This window comes from Citrobacter sp. RHBSTW-00859, from assembly GCF_013729795.1.
Lineage (GTDB): Bacteria > Pseudomonadota > Gammaproteobacteria > Enterobacterales > Enterobacteriaceae > Citrobacter > Citrobacter braakii.
This window is the reverse complement of sequence record NZ_CP056284.1, coordinates 1,419,196-1,440,514: the sequence shown is the minus strand read 5'-3', so window position 1 is coordinate 1,440,514 and position 21,319 is coordinate 1,419,196. Positions and strand designations below refer to the sequence as shown.

The following is a 21,319-nucleotide window of genomic DNA, read 5'->3' as shown; positions in this document are numbered from 1 at the left end:
CCCCCAGGCCGGATAAAACGCATTTGCGTCGCATCCGGCACGTTCATCGCATCATGCCCACTGGCGAATGCGCTGATGCAGCGTCAATGAAGGTTTTTCCGCAAACAGCTGCTGGTAGTCGGTGGCAAACTGCCCTAAATGCCAGAATCCCCACTGCATGGCGGCGTCTTTCACCGTCGTACTCTGCGACCACGGGCTTATCAGCTCGCGACGTACGGCGTTCAGGCGAATGCGTTTTAACCAGGCATTCGGACCGATACCAAGGATCGCGTGAAAGGCGTTTTGCAACGTCCGGCGGCTGACGTGCAGTTGATTACACAGATCGAGCACAGTCAGCGGTTCTGACATATTTTCCAGCACATATTCACGCGCACGCGACAGCAGGCGACGATAGCTCTGATGGCTGATGCTCTCAGCCGTGATAATCGGCTGCGCCTCTTCCAACATAGTGCCCATCGCCAGCAGCAGGTTATCGCCCAGCACTTTGCGTACCGCAGGTTGATGGAGGTTTTCCGGATTTTCGCTAAACGTCGCCAGCGCCTGCTGCACAAAGCCCCATAACGCGGCTTTGTGTTGTTCTTTCACTTCCAGCGCCGACTGGTTGCGCAGCATATGCAGCACTCTTTCCGGGTTATGCAGGAAGTTGGCCTGACGGGCAATCGCCTCTTCCGAAATGACGACACCCAGAATGGTGTAATCATCCGGCGTACTCAGTTCAAACTCTGTCCCGCCAGGGCGGGTGGCAATTTCAGCGTTCCCCAGACACTGGGTGCCAATAAATCCCTGTTCGCCGCGCGTGGCCGGAATACCAAACCAGAAAGAGTTCGGCCAGACAAGACACGACTGACGCAACGCCAGTCCGGTGTATTCACGGAACACCTGAATATCATCGAGCAGGATTTCCGTGAACTCGCCATGAAATTTTCCCGGATGTAACTGGTCGTAGATCTGCTGCCATGCGGTAATCGTCAGCGCATGCTCATACACATCCGTTGTTCGCCGCTGGTGAACGTTGTCCACCTCCACTTTCGGCGTAAGTTTAACGTCTTCGGGTAATGCTTCATGATAAAGATGGTGCAGGTTTGCAGTACGGTTCTTTTTCATGATCTTTTAAGCCGGAAGCTTCAACGAAGCCCCCGGCCCTCCGACAGGTTAATTTTTTAAGCGATAGCGACTACTGCGTTTACGCAACGCTCCGTCAGAAAAGAGCTGTTCCAGCGCCTTTCTGGCTTCATCAAGTGACCAGCCAAAGTGGGCAGCCACTTCCCCTGCCGTCATTCCTTGACGGACCGATGCCAACAGCGTCAGAAGTTGATCAGAGGATTCAGGCGTCAACGGGGCGTCCTGCGTCTTCTGCGTTTTTACATCTGTTTTCACTTCTGGCTTCTGTTCTGGTTTCTTCGGCTGGCGCTTAAAACCGCCGATCAGCCACTGGGTATCATCGTCCGGTCGGCCGATTTCCTTACGGCTGATAACACGGCCTGTACGCGCAGCAGCGGCGCTGCCGGCATCCAGCGCTGCGCGGCACGCCGCCAGATCGCCTTCCACCACCAGCGTCAACCGGCCAGGATCGAGCACTTCGTGGCTAAGCAGGCGCACGTTCGCGGCTTTCAGCATGGCATCCGCCGCATCCACGGCAGCGACCATGCCATCCACTTCCAGTAATCCCAGTGCATTGATCATCACAACCTCTCTTACGCGCGCTGGATTGGGTTACGGGCAATATCCAGAACGGCATCGGCAAAGGCGTTACATGCAGCTTTACAAGCGGCCTGGCTACCGGTCATAAACGCAGCCGAATAGTTGGTTTCTGACGGCGGCGGAACGTAGGTCACCAGTTGTACATCAGCCGATTTCAGCGCAGCATCAATACCAAATGTCGCTTCCAGCGGCGGCGCCACCAGATACGCCATCGGATCGCCAAGCCGGCATCCTGCGGTCGCCGAGAGATACGAACCGGTACGCGAAACCACATGCGCCAGGAAGGCGGTATCTTCTGCGTCATTCGCCCACTGAAACGCCGCGCCGCTTTCAATATTGGCTACCATCGCGTCCAGACCTGCACGAACTTCTGCCGGGTTGGGTCCACCGAGCATAATCAGCACTTCACCCGAAGTTGGAGAGGGACTGTGCGCCGCGCCGGCATACAGCGAGCGGCCATAAACCACTTCCACCATTGCCTGTTTTGTCGCTTCGTCTGCGGCAATATACGCCACGTCATCAGAATCTGCTGTGATGAGTCCGAGGCTACGTATATGTGGCGGTAATTTAAGTTCACGGGCAAAACCGTCATTTACCGAGGCAATCACGCGCATTGCGGTGACTGAAGGTCTAATCAAATCTAATGCTGGCATGATGCCTCCTTAACGGGTCATATTGATGCCGGATGCTTTTTGCTCCAGCATGCGCTTGGCCAAATCCACAATGACCGCCGCCGCTTCAACCGGTGGCGTACCGCCCTGGTGAATGTTCGAGATACAGGTACGGTCAGCTTCAACGGTCGTCGCCACACGCGGTGAATAGACGGCGTAGCAAGAAAGGCTTTCCGACTGGCCCAGGCCCGGACGTTCCCCAACCAGCAGGATCACCGCTTTCGCGCCCAGCAGTTCGCCGATCTGATCTTCGATTTTCACGCGACCATAGCGAACAAAGAACGGTGTCCCGACCTTCAATCCGGCCTGTTTTAAGCCAGACAACAGCGGCGGCAGGATCTCTTCGTAGTTAGCGGTGATAGCGTCCGTAGACAGGCCATCAGAGATAATCACCTGCACATCCGGGTTCATTACACACTGTGATTTCAGCGCTTCAATGGCATCCGCACTCAGACGACGCCCCAGATCCGGACGCGTCAGATACAGGTTTTTGTCACTGATTTCCGAGCGCACTTCCAGCAGCCCCTGGGCTTTTACCCACTCTTCCGGCACTTCTTTCAATACCGTATCTTTCGAACGCGAGTGGTCGGCCAGGAAGCGCAGCAGCGCCTGGGTACGCGGACGTGGACCGGCTCGACCGGTACATACACGCGCCGCAGTGCTGCGACGCAGTTCAGTCAACACCTCTGCGCGGTGCGGATTCTCAACACCAATCCACGCTTTAGCCTCGGCTGAGCCTAAATCCATCGCACAGCTTTCACCGGTCGGCGCGGCGCACTGGGTGGTGCTGCATTGCGCTTGTGCTGCCGGCGCTTGCGCCTGCGGCTGCGACTCACCCATTGACGCCATCACGCTGCGTACAATTTCTTCAATCTGTTTTTGATCCATCGTGTGTCATCCCCGCGTCATCAGAAGAACAGTGACGGATCGCCCGCCCGTTTGGTCAGGCGACCGTTTGCCATAATGCCCATGGTTTCCAGCCAGCGTTCAAACTCCGGCGACGGACGCAGGTTCAGCAACTGGCGCACGGTCGCGGTGTCGTGGAAGGCGGTGGTCTGATAGTTGAGCATGATGTCGTCACCGAGCGGCATGCCCATGATGTAGTTGCAGCCAGCGGTGGCGAGCAGAATCATCAGGTTTTCGTTGAGGTTCTGGTCAGCATCAGCATGGTTGGTATAGCAGCAGTCGCAGCCCATTGAGATGCCGCTCAGCTTGCCCATAAAGTGATCTTCCAGACCCGCGCGAATAATCTGACGGTCGTTGTAGAGATACTCCGGCCCGATAAAGCCGACAACGGTGTTCACCAGGAACGGATCGTAGTGACGCGCCAGACCGTAGTTACGTGCTTCCATCGTCACCTGATCGGCACCGAAGTTAGCGCCAGCGGAGAGCGCAGACCCTTGTCCGGTTTCGAAGTACAGGCAGTTTTCCCCGGCGATACGGTTAAACTCAGCGCCCACTGCACGCGCTTCATCCAGCATGGCCAGCTCAACGCCAAACTCTTTTAAGCCTTTCTCGCTGCCGCAGATACTCTGGAAAATCAGCCCGCCCGGCGCGCCGCGACGAATGGCTTCGATCTGGGTAGTAACGTGCGCCAGGACGCAGCCCTGGGTCGGGATATTGAATTTGTCGATGACGCCGTACACGGTATCAAGTACGCGGCTTAAGTTTTCCACGTCATCTGTTACCGGGTTAACGCCAATCACCGCATCGCCCGCCCCGAAGGACAGCCCTTCGTAGATTTGTGCCGCAATACTCTGCACGTCATCACGGGTGTCGTTCGGCTGTAAACGACAGCTGAAGGTGCCCGGCAGACCAATGGTGGTGTTGGCCTTTTTGATCACCGGCATTTTCTTACCGCCGTAGATCAGGTCCGCGTTAGAGCAGATTTTTGCAACCGCTGCGACCACTTCCGACGTTAATCCTTTGCGCGTAAACGCAATGTCATCAACGGAGGTTTCATCGCTCAGCACGTACTCGCGCAGCTCGCTGATACTCCAGTTTTTGATGCGGTTATAGGCCGTTTCGTTGACGTCGTCCTGAATCAGACGCGTCACGCAGTCCTCTTCATAGGAAATCACCGGGTTGTTGCGGATATCCGCTACCGTCATTTCCGACAGCACCTGTTTGGCCGCCACTCGCTCTTGCGAACTGGTTGCAGCTACCCCTGCCAGCACATCCCCCGAACGCAGTTCGTTGGCTTTTGCCAGCACCTCTTTAACATCCTTAAACTGATAAACATTGCCGAACAATGTGGTCTTTAGTTTCATAAGTCGTTCCCTCAGGAAGGAAATGCGAGTGATTTCACCGTCACCGGCACAACCGATCCGCCAAAAAGAGGCGTACCAATGTCGATATAGTCCCCCGCCCGGACAACCACCTCATCGATGACTGCCAGCGGGTGTTGCTGTAACTGTGGGCGTAACAGCATGCCCAGGGCTTTACCAAAATCCTGCTCGGCTACCACCAGCAGGGGATGCGGATTCGGATGGCGCGCGACAAAGGCCAGTAGCGCATCAATAACCGTTAACAGCGCGGCGTAGCGCACCGGCAGCGAACCGGGTAGCGCCAGCACGTAAGCGTCTGTTTGCGGGTCCAGATCGAGCTGCATCAGCGCTTGTTGCCAGGCGGCCACCAAATCAGCCTCATCAACCGGAATCGCCACCGGCAGATTGCGCAGCGGAAGCGCCACACCTTCCAGCCAGATGGTGCTGCCCGAAAGCGACAGCGTATGCGCACCGGCGCCAATCACCGTGGCGCGCACGGTTTGCGCCGGGAACTGCACGTTCATCTCACGCAGGCGCGGATGTTCATGCAGCGCCGTCGCTAACAGCGGCCCAATATCGGAAAAACAGAATGGATCGGCAGGCTGGTTGCGGTAGCACTCGCCCACCCCGCCGGACAACGTAATCACTTCCGGCTTCACACCCGTCGGCAACAGACCGGTTTGCATCAGCGCCTGCGCCAGCGGTGACAGCGTGCCGTCAATCACCTCAACGATCAGCGCCGCCATCCGTCGGGCCACCTGAACAAGCTGCGCCGCATTAAGAGTTCGGGCGTCGGTGCCTGGACCAAATACGTCATCAACAATCATCTGTCCTGGCTGATGCGCATGCACCACCCGCCCCTGACCGTCCGTTTCCAGCAGCCGTCCGCCGACGTTCAGGCAGGCCGAACCGCTGACTTTTCCGGCATCGAACAGGACGTAGTTCGACGTCCCGCCTCCGATGTCGATATTCAGTACGCGGCACAACTTCTGCTCTGACAGGGTTTGAGCCCCTGCGCCGTGACCGGCAATCACTGATTCCAGATGCGGACCGGCGCTGGCAACCACGAAGTCCCCCAGCGACTGAGAGAGCGTCATCACCGCTGGTCGCGCGTTGCGGGTTTTGGCACTTTCTCCGGTAATGATGATCGCGCCGGAATCGACGGTCTCAGGCGCAATCCCCGCCGCCTGGTACTGGGCGAGGATCAGCGCCTTAAGTTCGGCCTCTTTCAGCCCGCCCTGCTTATCAACGGGGGTAAAGAACACCGGGCTTTGCCAGCTAATTTCGCGTTTGATGAATTCGTAACGCGGCACCTGCGACACCGCCGCACGGTTGACCAGCTCAAGGCGCGAGAAGATCACCTGAGTGGTGGTGGTGCCGATATCGATACCGACGCTGAGTAGCTGGCGAGTATTCACGATTGCGCCTCCGGGTTGGTTTCTGCTGGTGCCGGAACATCTTCGTCTTTCGGTACCAACAGCATAGCCACACCAATCGCCGTCACGCCGCCAATCAGCTTGCCGACAATCATTGGGAAGATCATCGCGTTCATGTTGGCCGCGGCGAAACCTAAGTGGTCACCCAGAGCGAAGGCTGCGGAGACCGCAAAAGCGCAGTTGATCACTTTGCCGCGGGTATCCATATTCTTCATCATGCCGAACATTGGGATGTTGTTCGCCAGCGTCGCCACCATGCCCGCAGCCGCAATATTATTGATTTTTAACAGGTTACCGACGCTCATCAGCGGCTTTTCAAACCAGCGGGTCAGCAGCAGTACCATTGGGTACGCACCCAGCAGCACGCAGGAGATAGAACCGATAACTTCGATGGCGCGCATCACTTCACCTGGCTTGTCACCCGGTGCCATGAAGATAGGATCAAGACCCGGAATCAGTTCCCAGCCGAGCAGGAATTTGATTACCGCTGCCGCCAGACCGATGGTGATCAGCGCCACCAGGAATTTCGCGAAGATCTGGAAGCCGTTGATCATTTTTTCCGGGATGAATTTCAGTCCCAGCGCCACCAGCACGGCAACGATCAGCACCGGGATCATGTTCATCAGGATCAGCGCGAAGGTGAACTCCACCGGCTGCCCGTTGATTTCGACACCGGAGTACATCGCGATCAAACCACCCGCAATACAGCCAATCGGAATGGTGACGATCCCAGCCAGCACGCCCAGTGCCAGATAACGACGGTCGGACGGTTCAATAATCCCCAGCGCAACCGGAATAGAGAAGACCAGCGTCGGCCCCATCATCGCCCCGAGGATCAGGCCGGAGTACAGCCACGCCGCAACGTCGCCGCCCGCCAGTTCTTTCGCCAGGAAGAAGCCGCCCATATCGCACGCCAGCAGCGTTCCGGCAAACATCGACGGGTTCGCGCCCAACATTTCGTACAGTGGAATAATCACCGGCCCGAGCACATGCGCCAGTACCGGTGCCAGCGCGGTCATACCGACCATCGCCAGACCCAGTGCGCCCATCGCCATAAAACCTTCTTCAAACTGGCCGCCCGATCCCTCAATACTCTTGCCGAACTTACCGAGGAAGCGTGCCGAACCGCCGAACTGCGACAGGATCCTGTCCACGGCGGCAATCAGCATAAAGAACATCATGATGTACATGATGATTTCGTTAATTCCCATAACCTTCACTCCCTGTCATATGTGTATTTATTGTGCCGCCGCATACAACGCGATAATGTCGGCCTGCGTGGCGGTGCGTGGGTTACTGCGAATACAAATATCCTCCAGCGCGGCGTGAGCCCATGCGCTGTAATGCTCGGGCTTCGCCCCAACGTCAGAGAGTCGTTTGGTCTGGCCCACTTCGCTAATCAACTCGCTGACGGCGTTGATGGCATCGCGATCGTCCGACTTCTTGTTGGTTAGCGCCCGTCCGATATGGCTGAAACGCTCACGACACACCATGCGGTTGAAACCCATTACTGTGGGCAGCAGCATGGCGTTAGCCTGTCCATGTGGAATGTGCAGCGTCGCACCCGGCTGGTGCGCCATCGCGTGACACAGGCCCAGCCCCGCGCTGGAAAACGCCATCCCGGCCATACAGGAAGCCAGTAGCATGCTTTCTCGCGCCGCCAGATCCTGACCATAGCCAACGGCCTTCGGCAGCGATTTACCTATCATCGCAATCGCGCCAATCGCCAGACTGTCGGTAAACGGCGTCGCGTTCAGAGCGCTATACGCTTCAACAGCGTGCGTCAGCGCATCGATCCCGGTCATCGCCGTTACGTGTGCGGGCACACCTTCCGTCAGCGCGGCGTCAAGAATCGCCACATCCGGCATCAGGGTTGCGTGGGCCAGCACTTTTTTAAGCCCGGTCGCGGCGTCGATAATCACCGTGACATTAGTGGTTTCTGAACCCGTTCCGGCGGTAGTCGGTACGGCAATCAGCGGCAGACGCGGGCGTAACGCGCTGCTCTCATCCATGTCTGCCAGCGTCTGGGTGGGATTGGTCACCAGCAACGCCACGGCTTTTGCGGCATCCAATACGGAACCGCCACCAAAGGCCACTACGCCATCGCACTTCGATTCACGCAGTTGCGCGACCGCCGCGCAGACGTCCGTAATGCACGGTTCGCCCACCGGACATGGCCACAGCGTCATCGCCACGCCTTTCATCGCCAGGCTGCGTTCCAGTGCGGCGGTCATCCCTGCCTGGTGCAGGAAACTGTCGACCATGACGAACATATGCGTCAGGCCGCGCGTTTGTGCTTCCTGTCCGCAGGTACTGAGCGCTCCCAGTCCACACAACGTAACCGGTGGAACGCTAAACGTTTTTACGCGTTGCAGATTCAGGGTATCGAATGCCTGAAAGAGCGCGGTCTGCAATTCAGCTTGCATAGATTCCTTCCGCTTTTTCTTTTCCGCTATTTGCAATCGCCAGCGGGGTCATAAACAGGCTGTGCTGGGGTAAATGCACCTGCAGTTCCGGGAAACGCTTACGAAACAGTTCATCAACGCCCGGCTGCATACAGGAACCACCGGCCAGCCATAAATCAGCCACGCCCTGTCCGGCAATATGGTGAGCCACAATTTCCGCCATTTTTTCGTAGACCGGCTTAACCACCGGCCAAATTTCTTTACCGTTGCTGCGTTTGTACTGCTCCGCCTCTTCCAACTGGATGCGACGGTTCCCGGCAAGCGTCAGAGAAATGTGGTGCCCGCCGGTCGCTTCATCGGCGGAGTAAGTCACCTTGCCTCGCTTCACAATCGCAATCCCGGTGGTACCGCCACCGATATCCACCACGCCAGCGTTATCAAGCTGCAACAGGTCCGCCACCGCGGTCGGTTCGTCGAGCACATGACTGACTTCAAGCCCGGCAGATTCCAGCACGTTGATCGAGATCCGTGGGTCAGTTCCCGGTGGAAACGAGGTTGCCGCGTGGGTAAAGCGGCAACCCAACTGTTGTTCGAGCGTATCGAGATGGCGACGAACGATGGTCACCGCACCGAAGAAATCCCAGACGATGCCATCGCGCACGACGTCGGCCCAGTCCAGGCAAACCGCAACCGGCTGTCCGTCACTGTCGACAACCATCGACACCACATCACACGTCCCCAAATCCACGCCCAGCCACAGCGGTGAATCGCTCTTTACGGGCGTCTGGTTACATAGCGTTGCCGCTTTTAGCAATCTGGGTGTCAGCCAACGTTGTTCGTCGTGCGCCATGTCGTTCACTCCTTATACAATTCTGAAGGCATCCACCAACACACAGCGACGCAGACGCACAAATGTGCGTGCGCTGGTCACCCCTTCCCCGGTTGGCGTGGTAATGGTCATCGTGGTCCAGCCTTCGCCGCCGAGTCCAAGACCGGCAATGCACGGTCCGTTCTTAACGAAAATGCTGGTATCAATGGCGTTTGCCATGCGGTTCATGTTGTCGATATTGCGCGAGTGCATCGCCGCCGTATGGTGACAGCCGCCTTCAAGCTTGACCGCCAGTTCAATGGCCTCATCGACGTTGGCGACCCGCACGACCGGCAGAACCGGCATCATCAGTTCGGTTACGGCAAACGGGTGAGTCGCAGAGGTTTCGACGAATAACAGCCGGGTTTGCTCCGGTACGTTCAGACCAATCGCCGCAGCGATTTTTCCTGCGTCGCGGCCTACCCAGTCACGACTGACCGTGCCTTTACCGCGTTCATCGACATTTTTCAGCAGCACCGGTTGCAGCTGTTCGGCCTGAGCCGTGGTCAGCTTGACTGCATGCTGGCTTTCCATCAGACGCATCAGCTCATCAGCGACGCTATCGACCACGATCAGCACTTTTTCGTCGGCGCAGATAATGTTGTTGTCAAACGAAGCGCCTTTGACGATCGACTGGGCTGCGCGTGCCAGATCAGCCGTTTCATCAACCACCACCGGCGGATTTCCCGCACCGGCGGCAATCAGACGTTTGTTGGTGTGCTTACGCGCGGCATCCACTACGGCTTCACCGCCGGTCACCACCAGCAGGCCGATGCCTGGGTACTTAAAAAGACGCTGGGCGGTTTCGATATCCGGATTGGCCACGGTAACCAGCAGGTTTGCCGGTCCGCCTGCAGCAACTACCGCCTGGTTAAGCAGAGTGATAGCGCGCTGAGACACGCCCTTGGCAGCCGGATGCGGTGCGAAGACCACGCTGTTGCCAGCCGCAATCAGGCTAATGGCGTTGTTAATAACGGTCGCAGCCGGGTTGGTGGACGGTGTCACCGAGGCCACCACGCCCCACGGCGCGTTTTCAATCAGCGTCAGGCCGTTATCACCGGTCAGAACCTGTGGGGACAGGCATTCCACGCCCGGCGTGGCGCGTGCCTGCGCCACGTTTTTGGCAAATTTATCTTCAACACGTCCCATGCCGGTTTCTGTGACGGCAAGTTCCGCTAATTCTCGGGCATGTTTTTCGCCCGCCTCACGTAGAGCCGTGATAGCCAGTTGGCGCATGGCAACGCTTTTCAGCCCTTGCTGGGCCAGTTTAGCTGCCGCCACTGCGTCATCCAGGGAGGCAAAAACGCCCATTTCTTGAACGGCACTGACGGGTTGGCTGCTGTCTTTCATTTTCAGCAGTACCGCTTTCACGACCTGTTCAATATCCTGTTGATTCATGATTTTCTGCCTTATTTATGGAAGATCACCTGACCACCTGCCACCACTTCATCAACAATGCCAATCACGCACAGATCGACAGGTGATGATTCGTTACGGTGCGCCTGACGGGCTGAGCTTCCGCTGACCAGCAGCACCCACTCTCCGGTTCCCGCCCCAATGCTGTCGATAGCAACAGCACATTGCCCGTCGGGATTTCCGCAGGCATCAATCATTTCCACCATCAGCAACTTGTCGTGCGCGAGCCCCTGATGGCGTACGGTACAAACAATTTGTCCTGTGACGATTGCCAGTTTCATACGCGCCTCCGTGGCATATTTCAGGTAAAACCTCCCCCTACCCTCCGCAGAAGGTAATGTGAAAAGGAGAGAGGGTGACGCCAGCAATGAAGTCTGTGGCGTCACATGGACGACTTACATGTCGTTGCTGTCGCCTTTAAAGCTGATCGGGAACACTTCTTCCAGATCGCCATGCGGACGCGGGATTACGTGTACGGAAACCAGCTCACCAATACGCTGTGCAGCAGCAGCACCAGCATCCGTTGCGGCTTTACATGCCGCTACGTCGCCACGAACCATTGCAGTAACCAGACCGCCGCCGATCTGCTTCACGCCGACCAGTTTCACGCGTGCCGCTTTAACCATTGCGTCAGAAGCCTCAATCAGTGCAACCAGGCCCCGGGTTTCAATCATTCCTAATGCTTCCATTGTGTTTTCCTCTCATTAAGGGGTCCAGAACGGGACCTAAACAACCAGTGTGTGTGAGGCGTTTTCACGACTCATGTCAGTCTGACGCGGCACTGCTGCCACCAACGCCAGTTCGATAATTTCCTGTACGCTACAGCCGCGAGAGAGGTCATGAAGCGGTGCGGCAAGCCCTTGGATCAACGGACCTACGGCACGATACCCTCCCAGACGCTGGGCGATTTTGTAGCCAATATTGCCTGCCTCCAGCGATGGGAAGACCATCACATTGGCATTGCCCTTTAACGGACTGGCGGGCGCTTTTTGCGCGGCGACATCCGGAACAAAGGCGGCATCAAATTGCAGTTCCCCATCCACGGTAAGCTGCGGGGCACGCTCACGAACGATCTCCGTAGCCTGCTGCACGTTAGCGACGTTAGGATGACGAGCACTGCCTTGACTTGAAAACGACAGCATGGCCACGCGCGGTTCTTCACCGGTAATCGCCTGCCATGTCTGCGCGCTGGCAATCGCAATATCCGCCAGCTGTGCGGCTGTGGGCTGCGGCACGACGCTGCAATCGGCAAACCCTAATGCCGGCCCGAGGTACTGCGGCAGCATCAGGAAAATTGACGACAGCGTTTTACAGCCTGGCTGTAGCCCAATAATGCGTAACCCAGCGCGCAGCACGTTTGCTGTCGACGACAAATTGCCCGCAATACAGACGTCAGCTTTACCCGCGCTAACCATGGCGGCGGCGAACATCAGCGGATCGTTGAGTTTTTCCAGCGCATCTGCAGGCGTTTTATCTCCCGCGCGGGCCAGCCAGCGCAGCGCAAACTCTTCACGCATGGACTGGTTGCTTTGCGGGTCGATAACCTGAATGCCATCCATCGCCACCCGATGGCTGAGGGCAAACTGGCGCAGCGCAAACGGACTGGCGACGAGAACAGGATGTGCCAGACCATGCTGATGCAGGTAATTTGCCGCTTTCAACACCCGAACATCCAGAGCATCCGGGAACACCACCCGTGCAGGTGAGCGCTGGGCGAGTTGACGAGCACGTTCAATGATCATTGCTTCTCCCCCAGTCGCTGTTGAATTTGGCTAACCGTCAGTGGATGCTTCGCTACGCTCAGTATCATCATCACGTAGACCGTACTGGAAAGGCGATTGAGCGCCTGCATGATGTCCGGTCGCATCACGTCAAAACTACGGGTGATGAATACCTGGGCCGCCACCGTCTCCGTTTCACGGACTTTGGTACGCAGCAGATTAAGCAACGCGCAATCACGGCCATGACTGGCTTCAGGCACCAGATGGTCGTGGTCCAGATAGCGCAGCGGCTGATGCGAAAGCCGGTGTAAATCTTCGTCGCTTAACCCGACGATAGCTTGTGCTGCCAGCGGCTCGTCGATAGCGTCGGCGCGCATAATGTTGCCCAGACGCGAACGGATATCCGCCAGCCACGGCTGCCACGGTTCCGCCAGCTCTATCTGCAACCACACGGCCAGGGCGATGGTGCTGTCCAGCGCGGCGCGAAATCCCAGGCGCGGGTCACTTTTAGCGACCATCTTGTCCGCTGTCAGATGCGTCAGCGTGTCTGCTTTCTTCACCACCGGTTGATGACACAGTTCGCAACTGGCCTGTGGATGCGTATCGCTGCTGGTTAAACCATGCACCGGCTGCGGCTGCAGTTCTTCGTCATCAATAAACAGGCTGCCCTGCTCGTTGATAAACTTAATGCGCAGATGTCGGCTTTCCAGTAATTCCCGGGCAGATGGCGTCAGGCGAGCATCAGCGGGGAGATGAATTTCAGCCCCTTCGCTGAGCGTATGATTCGCTCTAAGCCACGCTTCGGTAATGAAATCCTTCATACATCCGCCTTAGCAGGACTGCCAGTTCGCAGGCCAGGCCACATACAGAAATTTCACCGTCGATGGCGTACCAAATTCGATGCTGGAGCCTTTCGGGATAAACATCACGTCCCCGGCTTTAGCAATCATGGTTTCGCCTTCGTGGCGAACGTGCAGCTCGCCTTCCAGAATCATGTCGATTTCGTCGTAGTTCAGCGTCCATGGGAAAAAAGCGTTATCCCACTGCATGAACCCGGCGGCCATGCTGCTACCGTCCTGGTCGGTCACCAGATCGGTTAAACCCACGCAGTGCGGCTGTGCGCCGTCAAAACGACCAAACTTCACGCTGCTGCCGTCGATGACTTTGACGCCGCCTTTGCCGGTCACCGAGTTAAAGCTCGGCTGCATTCCGCCCTGCTCCAGCGACTGTTTCTCCTTCATGACTTTGTCCATCAGTTGGGCGACCAGGCTTTCGGTAAACTGCCCTTCCGGTAACTGCGCAATGATGGTTTCGCGAATGCGCTGGCTTTCCGTTTTGCCATCATCCACCGCAGCTGGTGCGACAGCAGCAGCGGTTGGCGCGGATTCATCGCATTCACTGATGGTGACGCCCAGCAGCTCCGCAACTTCGCGCGCCTCCGGGGTGATGATGCTGGCGCGCAGAACAACCGACATTTCCTGTTCGCCGCGTGCGTGGGCCGCACGAATATCGTTAGCTGTGATGAGTTTTTTCACCTGCCCTTTCCTCCTTTTGGCTGAGCTCAGTCAGATAATCCACCAGGTGCTGCACGCTGCGCGGGTCATGGCTGTTGAGTTCGAAAATCGGCTCCTGGAACCCTATCCCGCGAAGTAGTTGTCGCGTTGCGGCGACGTCGGCATCCGGCATGTCCGTTTTGCTGATAACGGCGATTTGTCGTTTACTGGCGCCGATATCCAACAGCCCGGCAGGTAAGCGACTTTCTTTATCATTTGCCGCGTGTATATAAATCAACGTATCAACATCCTGCAGCGTAGTAATTAAGGCGTGATACCAGCGCGGATGGCTAAAATATTCTCCTGGCGTGTCGATATCGCCATTTTCATTAAACTCCACGGCCTGTGTTTTTCTGGCGAGGGAATAATTTCCCTGTAGCGCATTAAAGAGCGTTGTTTTCCCCGCCCCCACCGTACCGACAAACGCAATACGTTTCATCGCCGCCTCTGATTAACTTTTTGTCAGGTTACACAAAGTGAAATTTAATAACCGACCCAGACCGCTTACCGTCTGTAATAACGCTTCTTCTACCGCGCCTACCGAGCCGTAGATGACCAGCGCACCGCTGAATCGATCGAGAAAGCCGATATGTACATCTGCCGCTTTCATAGCTAAGTCACCGGCAATCATCGCGGTTTCGCCTGGCGTCAGCGTCATGATGCCGATGGCGCCCGCTTCGGGAACGCCGATCTTTTTCGCCAGTTCCTCACCAGGGTGCGCAATGAGATGCGCCAGCGTAACCTGTTTCCCCGGCACAAATTCCTGAATAATGCGTTCTTTTTCCATTGCTCACCGCCTCCGCTAAAACTGCCCTCATCGTGGCAATTTTTTGTCAGAGTAAATAACAAAATTCGGCAACCATGTTTAAAAGGTGAAGTGGATCACTAAGAAAGGGGGAAATAAAAAGGCGCGGGAGAAACCCGCGCCGGAAATAAATTAAAGTGAAATTACAGCGGCTGAGTTTGGGCTTCTACGACCGCCAGCGCCACCATATTAACGATACGACGAACAGAAGCGATCGGCGTTAATACGTGAACCGGTTTCGCAACCCCCATCAGCACCGGGCCGACCGTTACGCCTTCAGAGCTGGAAACGCGTAGTAAGTTGTAACTAATACGGGCAGCTTCCATATTCGGCATCACCAGAATATTCGCTGAACCTTTCAGCGGACTGTCCGGCATGCGGTCATGACGGATGCTTTCCACCAGCGCGGCATCGCCGTGCATTTCGCCATCAATCATCAACTCTGGCGCACGCGCCTTAATCAGCTCCAGCGCTTCGCGCATTTTGCTGGCCGACGGACAGTTAGATGAACCAAAGTTGGAGTGCGACAGCAGCGCTACCTTCGGTTCGATACCAAAGCGGCGCACGGTTTCTGCCGCCATCACGGCGATTTCCGCCAGTTGCTCCGGCGTAGGATCGTCGTTAACGTAGGTATCGGCGATAAAGGTGTTACCGCTTGGCAGCAGCAAGGCGTTCATCGCCCCGGCAGTATGCACGCCATCGCGATGACCAAACACCTCTTTCACCACGCTGAAGTGCTCATGGTAGTCGCCTATCGTACCGCAGATCATTGCATCCGCTTCGCCACGCTGCACCATGATCGCGCCGATCACCGTGGTGTTGGCAATTACCGCACGCTGCGCCTGCTCCTGGGTAATACCACGACGTTTCATAATCTGGTAGTACTCGCTCCAGTACTCTTTAAAGCGCGGATCGGATTCATTGTTGACGATCTCAAAATCGACGCCTGCTTTGATCTGCAGACCCAGTTTCTGGATACGCATTTCGATAACGCTCGGACGACCGATCAGGATCGGTTTCGCCAGACCTAAAGTGATCAGCTCCTGCGTGGCATGCAGTACACGCGCCTCTTCCCCTTCAGTCAGCACCACGCGCTTCGGCGCTTTGCGTGCCAGAGAGAAAATCGGCTTCATGAACAGGTTGGTTTTGTAGACGAATTCGGTCAGCTTATCGATGTAAGCGTCAAAGTCGGCAATCGGACGCGTTGCCACACCGGAATCCATCGCCGCCTTCGCCACCGCAGGGGCGATTTTGACGATCAGACGCGGGTCGAACGGTTTCGGAATAATGTATTCCGGCCCGAAGCTCAGGTCCTGGTCGCCATAGGCGGAGGCCACCACTTCGCTCTGCTCGGCGTGCGCCAGCTCAGCAATGGCGTGTACCGCGGCCAGTTTCATCTCTTCGTTGATGGCAGTAGCGCCGACGTCCAGCGCGCCGCGGAAGATGAACGGGAAGCACAGAACGTTGTTAACCTGGTTCGGGTAGTCGGAACGGCCGGTGCAAATGATGGCGTCGGAACGCACCTCTTTCGCCAGCGGCGGCAGGATTTCCGGTTCCGGGTTGGCGAGGGCCAGGATCATTGGCGCACGCGCCATCTTCTTAACCATTTCCTGCGTCAGCACTTTCGGACCAGAGCAACCGAGGAAAATATCCGCGCCGTCAATGACATCATCCAGCGTACGCTTACCGTCATCCACCACTGCGTAAGCCGCTTTGGTTTCCGCCATGTTTGGTTCACGATCTTTGTAAATCACCCCTTTGGAGTCGCAGACCACAATGTTGTGTTTCTGCATACCCAGCGCCACCAGCAGGTTCATACAGGCAATCGCCGCCGCACCTGCACCGGACACCACCATGCGCACATCAGAGATATTTTTTTCAACCACCCGCAGACCGTTAAGGATTGCGGCAGTACTGATGATTGCCGTGCCGTGCTGGTCATCGTGGAATACCGGAATATTCATGCGCTCACGGAGTTTTTGCTCAATGTAGAAGCACTCCGGCGCTTTGATATCTTCGAGGTTAATGCCGCCAAACGTTGGTTCAAGCGCCGCTACCACGTTGATAAATTTATCCGGATCGAGTTCATCAACTTCGATGTCGAACACGTCAATCCCGGCGAATTTCTTAAACAGAACGCCTTTACCTTCCATCACCGGTTTACCGGCCAGCGCGCCAATATTACCCAGACCCAGAACCGCAGTACCGTTGGAAATAACCGCAACCAGGTTGCCGCGTGCGGTGTATTTGTAGGCTGCCAGCGGGTCCTTTTCAATTTCAAGACACGGTGCAGCCACGCCCGGCGAGTAGGCCAACGCGAGGTCGCGCTGGGTTGCCAGAGGCTTGGTCGGAGAAACCTGGATTTTACCGGGTACCGGAAATTCGTGGAAATCGAGGGCGCTTTGTTTTAACTGGTCATCCATCTTGTTGTTCCTTTCACGTATCTATCAAAAAAGTGGCGCGGGTAACCATTCTACTGAGCCGCACATTATCACCTCAGTCAACGGCACAAACTTTGAAGGTCCCCATACTCTCACCATTCAAAGAAAGAATTTGTTATCAATTTATAACATCTATGTTACCTGCTTAAGCCAGCAATACCATGCTTGTCTGCTATGCTTTTTGCTGACAACACCCGCAATTATCTCAAAAGTGTGAATCACAACACGCATCTAACACTTTACTTTTCAAGGAGTATTTCCTATGACCCGTAAAGAGCTTGCCAATGCCATTCGTGCGCTAAGTATGGATGCCGTCCAAAAAGCTAACTCTGGCCACCCTGGCGCACCAATGGGGATGGCCGATATCGCCGAAGTGCTGTGGAACGATTTCCTGCGCCATAACCCGTCCGATCCCACCTGGTACGATCGTGACCGGTTTATTTTGTCCAATGGCCACGCCTCAATGCTGCTTTACAGCCTGTTGCATCTTTCCGGCTACAACCTGCCGCTCGAAGAGTTAAAGAACTTCCGCCAGCTCCATTCGAAGACGCCAGGACACCCGGAAATTGGCTATACGCCGGGCGTGGAGACCACCACCGGACCGTTGGGTCAGGGTTTAGCCAACGCTGTCGGAATGGCGATTGCAGAACGCACGCTGGCGGCGCAGTTTAACCAGCCAGACCACGAGATTGTTAATCACTATACCTGGGTCTTTATGGGCGACGGCTGTCTGATGGAGGGCATTTCTCACGAAGTGTGCTCGCTGGCGGGCACCCTGGGACTTGGCAAACTCATCGGCTTTTACGATCACAACGGCATCTCAATTGATGGCGAAACCGACGGCTGGTTTACCGACGATACCGCGAAACGCTTTGAGGCCTATCACTGGCATGTAGTGCACGAGATTGACGGTCATGACCCTGAGGCGGTAAAAAAGCGATTCAGGAAGCACAGGCCGTTACCGATAAACCGTCGCTGATTATCTGCCGCACGGTGATTGGTTTTGGTTCACCGAATAAAGCCGGGAAAGAAGAAGCGCACGGCGCGGCGCTGGGTGAAGAAGAAATGGCGCTGACCCGACAGAAGTTGGGGTGGCATCATCCTGCCTTTGAAATCCCCAAAGAGATTTACCGGGCGTGGGACGCTCGTGAAAAAGGCGAGAAAGCCCAACAGAGCTGGAATGAGAAATTCGCCGCTTATCGACATGCGCATCCGGATCTGGCGGCAGAGTTTACCCGCAGGATGAGCGGTGGACTGCCGGAAGAGTGGGAAGAAACGACCCAGAAATATATCACCGAGCTGCAGGCCAATCCGGCCAAAATCGCCACCCGTAAGGCCTCGCAAAATACCCTGAACGCCTACGGGCCGATACTGCCTGAGCTGCTTGGCGGTTCGGCGGATCTGGCGCCCAGCAACCTGACCATCTGGAAAGGCTCCACTTCTCTTAAAGAGGATCATGCAGGAAACTACATCCACTACGGCGTGCGGGAATTTGGCATGACCGCGATTGCCAACGGTATCGCTCACCACGGGGGCTTCGTACCGTACACTGCAACATTCCTGATGTTTGTCGAATATGCCCGTAATGCCGCACGCATGGCGGCGCTGATGAAAGCCCGACAAATCATGGTTTATACCCACGACTCGATTGGCCTTGGGGAAGATGGTCCCACGCACCAGGCCGTCGAACAGCTCGCCAGCCTGCGTCTGACGCCTAATTTCAGCACCTGGCGACCCTGCGATCAGGTTGAAGCGGCGGTAGGCTGGAAGCTGGCGGTCGAACGCCATGACGGGCCAACGGCGCTGATCCTCTCGCGGCAAAATCTGGCCCAGGTTGAGCGGACGCCTGAGCAAGTGCAGCAGATTGCCCGCGGCGGCTATGTGCTGAAGGATGGTGGCGGTAAGCCGGATGTTATCCTGATTGCTACCGGTTCAGAAATGGAAATCACACTGCTGGCAGCGGAAAAACTGACCGGTGAAGGTCGTAACGTGCGAGTGGTTTCTCTGCCCTCAACCGATATCTTCGACGCCCAGGATGAGGCGTATAGGGAATCGGTTCTCCCCTCAAACGTCAGCGCGCGCGTGGCGGTAGAAGCAGGAATTGCCGACTACTGGTACAAATATGTTGGGCTGAAAGGGGCGATTGTCGGTATGACGGGTTATGGGGAGTCGGCTCCGGCAGACAAGCTGTTCCCGTTCTTCGGCTTTACGGTGGATAACATTGTCGACAAAGCGCATAAGGTGCTTAACGTGTGATCCACAGCGTGGGCCAGGCATCTGGCCCATGCCAGTTATCGCAGCTTGTCTCTTGGGCATAGCGCACCAGACGAAAACGCTGGCCGTCGTAGCGCCAGCGAGTCTGGATACCGCAATCAGCCAACCCTCGTCCTTTAGCGAGGGTTACCAGCTCGCGCGACTTCTCATCAAACGTGGCGTTGGTCAGCTCCATATCGCGACTTTCCGCATCCGTTTTAAAAGGCAGGCTTAGCCGTACCGCCCGTGACGTCAACGGGGTAGTACGTGAAACCACCCACGCCAGATCGATGGTGTTATATGCCCCGGCTTCACAGCCGATCATCAGCAGCGCTTTATCATCCGTTAAGGCCGTGACGCGCATCTCGCGACGCAGCGGATCGATCGAACAGCGAATACCGTTGATCCGCCAGTTACCGTAATCCAGCAATTCACTGCGCTCTTGTTGCGTGAGAGGCGTTGGCGTTGGGTTAATCACAGCCACGCCTTTTAAAGCGGGAGCGGGAGGTACGCTGAGCGGAGGCTCGTCGCCTTTTTCGATCCATGCGGTTTCGCTGCCGACCCGTTTTTGCTGGGCGTCGATAAAAAGCAGCGCGGCTTTTAGCCCGACCAGGGACAGGTTTTGCGCCCCTTTTTGCAGGGTTATCGCCTTCGCGTCCTGTACGGTTGTTAAAAATGCGCTGATGGTGGCCGGATCATCGGTCATCAGTTGCCAGGGGGTAATACGCCAGTGTTCGCCGCGAAGCGGGAGCGCTGAGCCATCCAGTAGCAGACGTGGCGCAATATCGCTCTCTTTGGCTGTGGGCGATTCCAGCCCACCCAGTTCAATACGCAACACGGCGTCGGTATGTGCCCCGGCACTGCGGCTCAAGGTCATGACCAGGCCGTGATGTTCTCCGGTATTGCGCGCCACGCAAAAGTTTTGGTTATTGCACGTCACCTGCCAGTCAGAAAACGTCTGTTGCGCGGGCGCGGCCCACAGCAAACGGACGGGTAACAACCCGAGCAGGAAAAGTAAAATAACGCGATAGCGCATGGACGGTACAACCCCGAAGTCAAAACACACAGCCTAAGCGGTATCTTCCTTGCGCGACTGATGTGGCTCAATAAGAATCGTCGGATTGGCCGAAAATTTGTAAAGAAATATAAATCCCGCGCATTAGTCCATGAGATGCGACGACTGCAAATAGTTCAGCAATAGCACCGTCTTACCGTCACTGATCTCACCCGTTTTAATCATTTCCAGCGCCTGTGTGAACGGCAGCTCCAGAACCTCAATATCTTCATCTTCCACCCCTCCGCCCGCATTTGCCCGCTGGCTGTCGCTGTATTGCGCAATAAAGAAATGAATTATCTCCGTCACGCCGCCCGGCGACATATAGAGTTCAAACAGCTTACGCACTTCACCCACTTCAAAGCCGGTCTCTTCAATGGCCTCTTTCCGAATGCACGCTTCCGGTTCGTCGTTATCCAGCAGCCCGGCGCAGGTTTCAATCAGTTGACCGCTTTCATTACCATTGACCCAGGTGGCGACGCGAAACTGGCGGATGAGCACCACCGTTTTCTTCTCCGGGTTATACAGCAGGATAGTGGCGCCGTTGCCGCGATCGTAAACCTCGCGTTTGTGACGAATCACCTCTCCATTGCTACGGGTCAGGTCATAGGTGATATTGCGCAGGATGAAGTAGTTATCGGAAAGGACTTTATCTTTGATGAGGGTAATTTTTTGCGACATACCGGCTCCACAGCAAGAAGTGAGAAATAATACTACGCCGTGAAACC

The 21,319-nt window shown here is 56.2% G+C and carries 20 protein-coding genes and 1 pseudogene; 1 reads left to right on the top strand and 20 read right to left on the bottom strand.

Translation table 11 applies throughout. The features are described from left to right. Window positions 1-51: 51 nt before the first annotated feature. From eutR to maeB, 18 genes are all read right to left on the bottom strand, one after another. The gene (eutR, locus tag HV302_RS07020; protein WP_181627090.1) at window positions 52-1,104 is read right to left on the bottom strand and encodes an HTH-type transcriptional regulator EutR; all 1,053 of its coding nucleotides are present in this window, start codon (window positions 1,102-1,104) and stop codon (window positions 52-54) included. A 48-nt stretch (window positions 1,105-1,152) separates the two neighbouring features. After that, complete coding sequence (gene eutK / locus HV302_RS07015; RefSeq protein WP_016157100.1) at window positions 1,153-1,683, bottom strand: ethanolamine utilization microcompartment protein EutK; 531 nt, start codon at window positions 1,681-1,683, stop codon at window positions 1,153-1,155. An 11-nt stretch (window positions 1,684-1,694) separates the two neighbouring features. Beyond that, entirely contained in the window at window positions 1,695-2,354 is a 660-nt protein-coding gene (gene eutL, locus HV302_RS07010; protein WP_016153946.1) for an ethanolamine utilization microcompartment protein EutL, read from the bottom strand. A gap of 9 nt (window positions 2,355-2,363) precedes the next feature. After that, window positions 2,364-3,260, bottom strand: coding sequence for an ethanolamine ammonia-lyase subunit EutC (eutC, locus tag HV302_RS07005; protein WP_181627089.1), 897 nt, complete (start codon window positions 3,258-3,260; stop codon window positions 2,364-2,366). Window positions 3,261-3,280: 20 nt separating this feature from the next. Then, complete coding sequence (eutB, locus tag HV302_RS07000) at window positions 3,281-4,642, bottom strand: ethanolamine ammonia-lyase subunit alpha (protein ID WP_003038029.1); 1,362 nt, start codon at window positions 4,640-4,642, stop codon at window positions 3,281-3,283. An 11-nt stretch (window positions 4,643-4,653) separates the two neighbouring features. After that, complete coding sequence (gene eutA / locus HV302_RS06995) at window positions 4,654-6,057, bottom strand: ethanolamine ammonia-lyase reactivating factor EutA (protein WP_016153949.1); 1,404 nt, start codon at window positions 6,055-6,057, stop codon at window positions 4,654-4,656. Continuing rightward, window positions 6,054-7,286, bottom strand: coding sequence for an ethanolamine utilization protein EutH (gene eutH, locus HV302_RS06990; protein ID WP_016153950.1), 1,233 nt, complete (start codon window positions 7,284-7,286; stop codon window positions 6,054-6,056). The genes eutA and eutH overlap by 4 nt, the downstream gene beginning before the upstream one ends. 27 nt (window positions 7,287-7,313) lie before the next feature. Beyond that, on the bottom strand, window positions 7,314-8,501 hold the full coding sequence (eutG, locus tag HV302_RS06985) for an ethanolamine utilization ethanol dehydrogenase EutG (RefSeq protein WP_016153951.1): 1,188 nt from the start codon (window positions 8,499-8,501) through the stop codon (window positions 7,314-7,316). Further along, the gene (gene eutJ / locus HV302_RS06980) at window positions 8,491-9,330 is read right to left on the bottom strand and encodes an ethanolamine utilization protein EutJ (protein ID WP_016153952.1); all 840 of its coding nucleotides are present in this window, start codon (window positions 9,328-9,330) and stop codon (window positions 8,491-8,493) included. Before eutJ ends, eutG begins: the two co-directional genes overlap by 11 nt. 12 nt (window positions 9,331-9,342) lie before the next feature. After that, window positions 9,343-10,746: an aldehyde dehydrogenase family protein gene (locus tag HV302_RS06975; RefSeq protein WP_016153953.1), complete on the bottom strand. Its 1,404-nt coding sequence runs from the start codon at window positions 10,744-10,746 to the stop codon at window positions 9,343-9,345. A gap of 11 nt (window positions 10,747-10,757) precedes the next feature. Continuing rightward, window positions 10,758-11,045 carry an ethanolamine utilization microcompartment protein EutN gene (gene eutN / locus HV302_RS06970; protein WP_016153954.1) on the bottom strand — a complete coding sequence of 96 codons (288 nt, stop codon included), beginning with the start codon at window positions 11,043-11,045 and terminating at the stop codon, window positions 10,758-10,760. A 114-nt stretch (window positions 11,046-11,159) separates the two neighbouring features. Beyond that, the gene (eutM, locus tag HV302_RS06965; protein WP_003835054.1) at window positions 11,160-11,453 is read right to left on the bottom strand and encodes an ethanolamine utilization microcompartment protein EutM; all 294 of its coding nucleotides are present in this window, start codon (window positions 11,451-11,453) and stop codon (window positions 11,160-11,162) included. Between the two features lie 36 nt (window positions 11,454-11,489). After that, window positions 11,490-12,506, bottom strand: a complete 1,017-nt coding sequence (gene pta, locus HV302_RS06960; protein ID WP_016153955.1) for a phosphate acetyltransferase — start codon at window positions 12,504-12,506, stop codon at window positions 11,490-11,492. Next, window positions 12,503-13,306: an ethanolamine utilization cob(I)yrinic acid a,c-diamide adenosyltransferase EutT gene (gene eutT / locus HV302_RS06955; RefSeq protein WP_016157103.1), complete on the bottom strand. Its 804-nt coding sequence runs from the start codon at window positions 13,304-13,306 to the stop codon at window positions 12,503-12,505. Before eutT ends, pta begins: the two co-directional genes overlap by 4 nt. Window positions 13,307-13,315: 9 nt before the next feature. Continuing rightward, on the bottom strand, window positions 13,316-14,020 hold the full coding sequence (eutQ, locus tag HV302_RS06950) for an ethanolamine utilization acetate kinase EutQ (RefSeq protein ID WP_049041588.1): 705 nt from the start codon (window positions 14,018-14,020) through the stop codon (window positions 13,316-13,318). Beyond that, complete coding sequence (eutP, locus tag HV302_RS06945) at window positions 13,998-14,477, bottom strand: ethanolamine utilization acetate kinase EutP (protein WP_016153958.1); 480 nt, start codon at window positions 14,475-14,477, stop codon at window positions 13,998-14,000. The genes eutQ and eutP overlap by 23 nt, the downstream gene beginning before the upstream one ends. A 12-nt stretch (window positions 14,478-14,489) precedes the next feature. Next, the gene (eutS, locus tag HV302_RS06940) at window positions 14,490-14,825 is read right to left on the bottom strand and encodes an ethanolamine utilization microcompartment protein EutS (protein WP_003037995.1); all 336 of its coding nucleotides are present in this window, start codon (window positions 14,823-14,825) and stop codon (window positions 14,490-14,492) included. 161 nt (window positions 14,826-14,986) lie between these two features. Then, on the bottom strand, window positions 14,987-17,266 hold the full coding sequence (gene maeB, locus HV302_RS06935) for an NADP-dependent oxaloacetate-decarboxylating malate dehydrogenase (protein WP_016153959.1): 2,280 nt from the start codon (window positions 17,264-17,266) through the stop codon (window positions 14,987-14,989). A 280-nt stretch (window positions 17,267-17,546) separates the two neighbouring features. Between maeB and tkt the strand changes: the two are divergent. Then, window positions 17,547-19,540, top strand: a pseudogene (gene tkt, locus HV302_RS06930) (transketolase). On the opposite strand, the gene HV302_RS06925 reads toward tkt, so the two are convergent. Together HV302_RS06925 and nudK are read right to left on the bottom strand one after the other, a co-directional pair. Beyond that, a complete protein-coding gene (locus HV302_RS06925; protein WP_181627088.1) occupies window positions 19,530-20,573 on the bottom strand; it encodes a DUF1176 domain-containing protein in 1,044 nt (347 codons plus the stop codon). The pseudogene tkt and the gene HV302_RS06925 sit on opposite strands and share 11 nt — an antisense overlap. A gap of 123 nt (window positions 20,574-20,696) precedes the next feature. After that, window positions 20,697-21,272, bottom strand: a complete 576-nt coding sequence (gene nudK, locus HV302_RS06920) for a GDP-mannose pyrophosphatase NudK (RefSeq protein WP_181627087.1) — start codon at window positions 21,270-21,272, stop codon at window positions 20,697-20,699. Window positions 21,273-21,319 lie beyond the last annotated feature (47 nt).

Bases quoted from the DNA above. Each gene is read 5' to 3' on its own strand.
- eutM (WP_003835054.1), bottom strand. From the start codon at position 11,453: ATGGAAGCATTAGGAATGATTGAAACCCGGGGCCTGGTTGCACTGATT.
- eutR (WP_181627090.1), bottom strand. From the start codon at position 1,104: ATGAAAAAGAACCGTACTGCAAACCTGCACCATCTTTATCATGAAGCA.
- maeB (WP_016153959.1), bottom strand. From the start codon at position 17,266: ATGGATGACCAGTTAAAACAAAGCGCCCTCGATTTCCACGAATTTCCG.
- HV302_RS06975 (WP_016153953.1), bottom strand. From the start codon at position 10,746: ATGAATCAACAGGATATTGAACAGGTCGTGAAAGCGGTACTGCTGAAA.
- eutH (WP_016153950.1), bottom strand. From the start codon at position 7,286: ATGGGAATTAACGAAATCATCATGTACATCATGATGTTCTTTATGCTG.
- eutL (WP_016153946.1), bottom strand. From the start codon at position 2,354: ATGCCAGCATTAGATTTGATTAGACCTTCAGTCACCGCAATGCGCGTG.
- HV302_RS06925 (WP_181627088.1), bottom strand. From the start codon at position 20,573: ATGCGCTATCGCGTTATTTTACTTTTCCTGCTCGGGTTGTTACCCGTC.
- eutJ (WP_016153952.1), bottom strand. From the start codon at position 9,330: ATGGCGCACGACGAACAACGTTGGCTGACACCCAGATTGCTAAAAGCG.
- nudK (WP_181627087.1), bottom strand. From the start codon at position 21,272: ATGTCGCAAAAAATTACCCTCATCAAAGATAAAGTCCTTTCCGATAAC.
- eutN (WP_016153954.1), bottom strand. From the start codon at position 11,045: ATGAAACTGGCAATCGTCACAGGACAAATTGTTTGTACCGTACGCCAT.
- eutK (WP_016157100.1), bottom strand. From the start codon at position 1,683: ATGATCAATGCACTGGGATTACTGGAAGTGGATGGCATGGTCGCTGCC.
- eutT (WP_016157103.1), bottom strand. From the start codon at position 13,306: ATGAAGGATTTCATTACCGAAGCGTGGCTTAGAGCGAATCATACGCTC.
- eutC (WP_181627089.1), bottom strand. From the start codon at position 3,260: ATGGATCAAAAACAGATTGAAGAAATTGTACGCAGCGTGATGGCGTCA.
- pta (WP_016153955.1), bottom strand. From the start codon at position 12,506: ATGATCATTGAACGTGCTCGTCAACTCGCCCAGCGCTCACCTGCACGG.
- eutP (WP_016153958.1), bottom strand. From the start codon at position 14,477: ATGAAACGTATTGCGTTTGTCGGTACGGTGGGGGCGGGGAAAACAACG.
- eutS (WP_003037995.1), bottom strand. From the start codon at position 14,825: ATGGAAAAAGAACGCATTATTCAGGAATTTGTGCCGGGGAAACAGGTT.
- eutB (WP_003038029.1), bottom strand. From the start codon at position 4,642: ATGAAACTAAAGACCACATTGTTCGGCAATGTTTATCAGTTTAAGGAT.
- eutG (WP_016153951.1), bottom strand. From the start codon at position 8,501: ATGCAAGCTGAATTGCAGACCGCGCTCTTTCAGGCATTCGATACCCTG.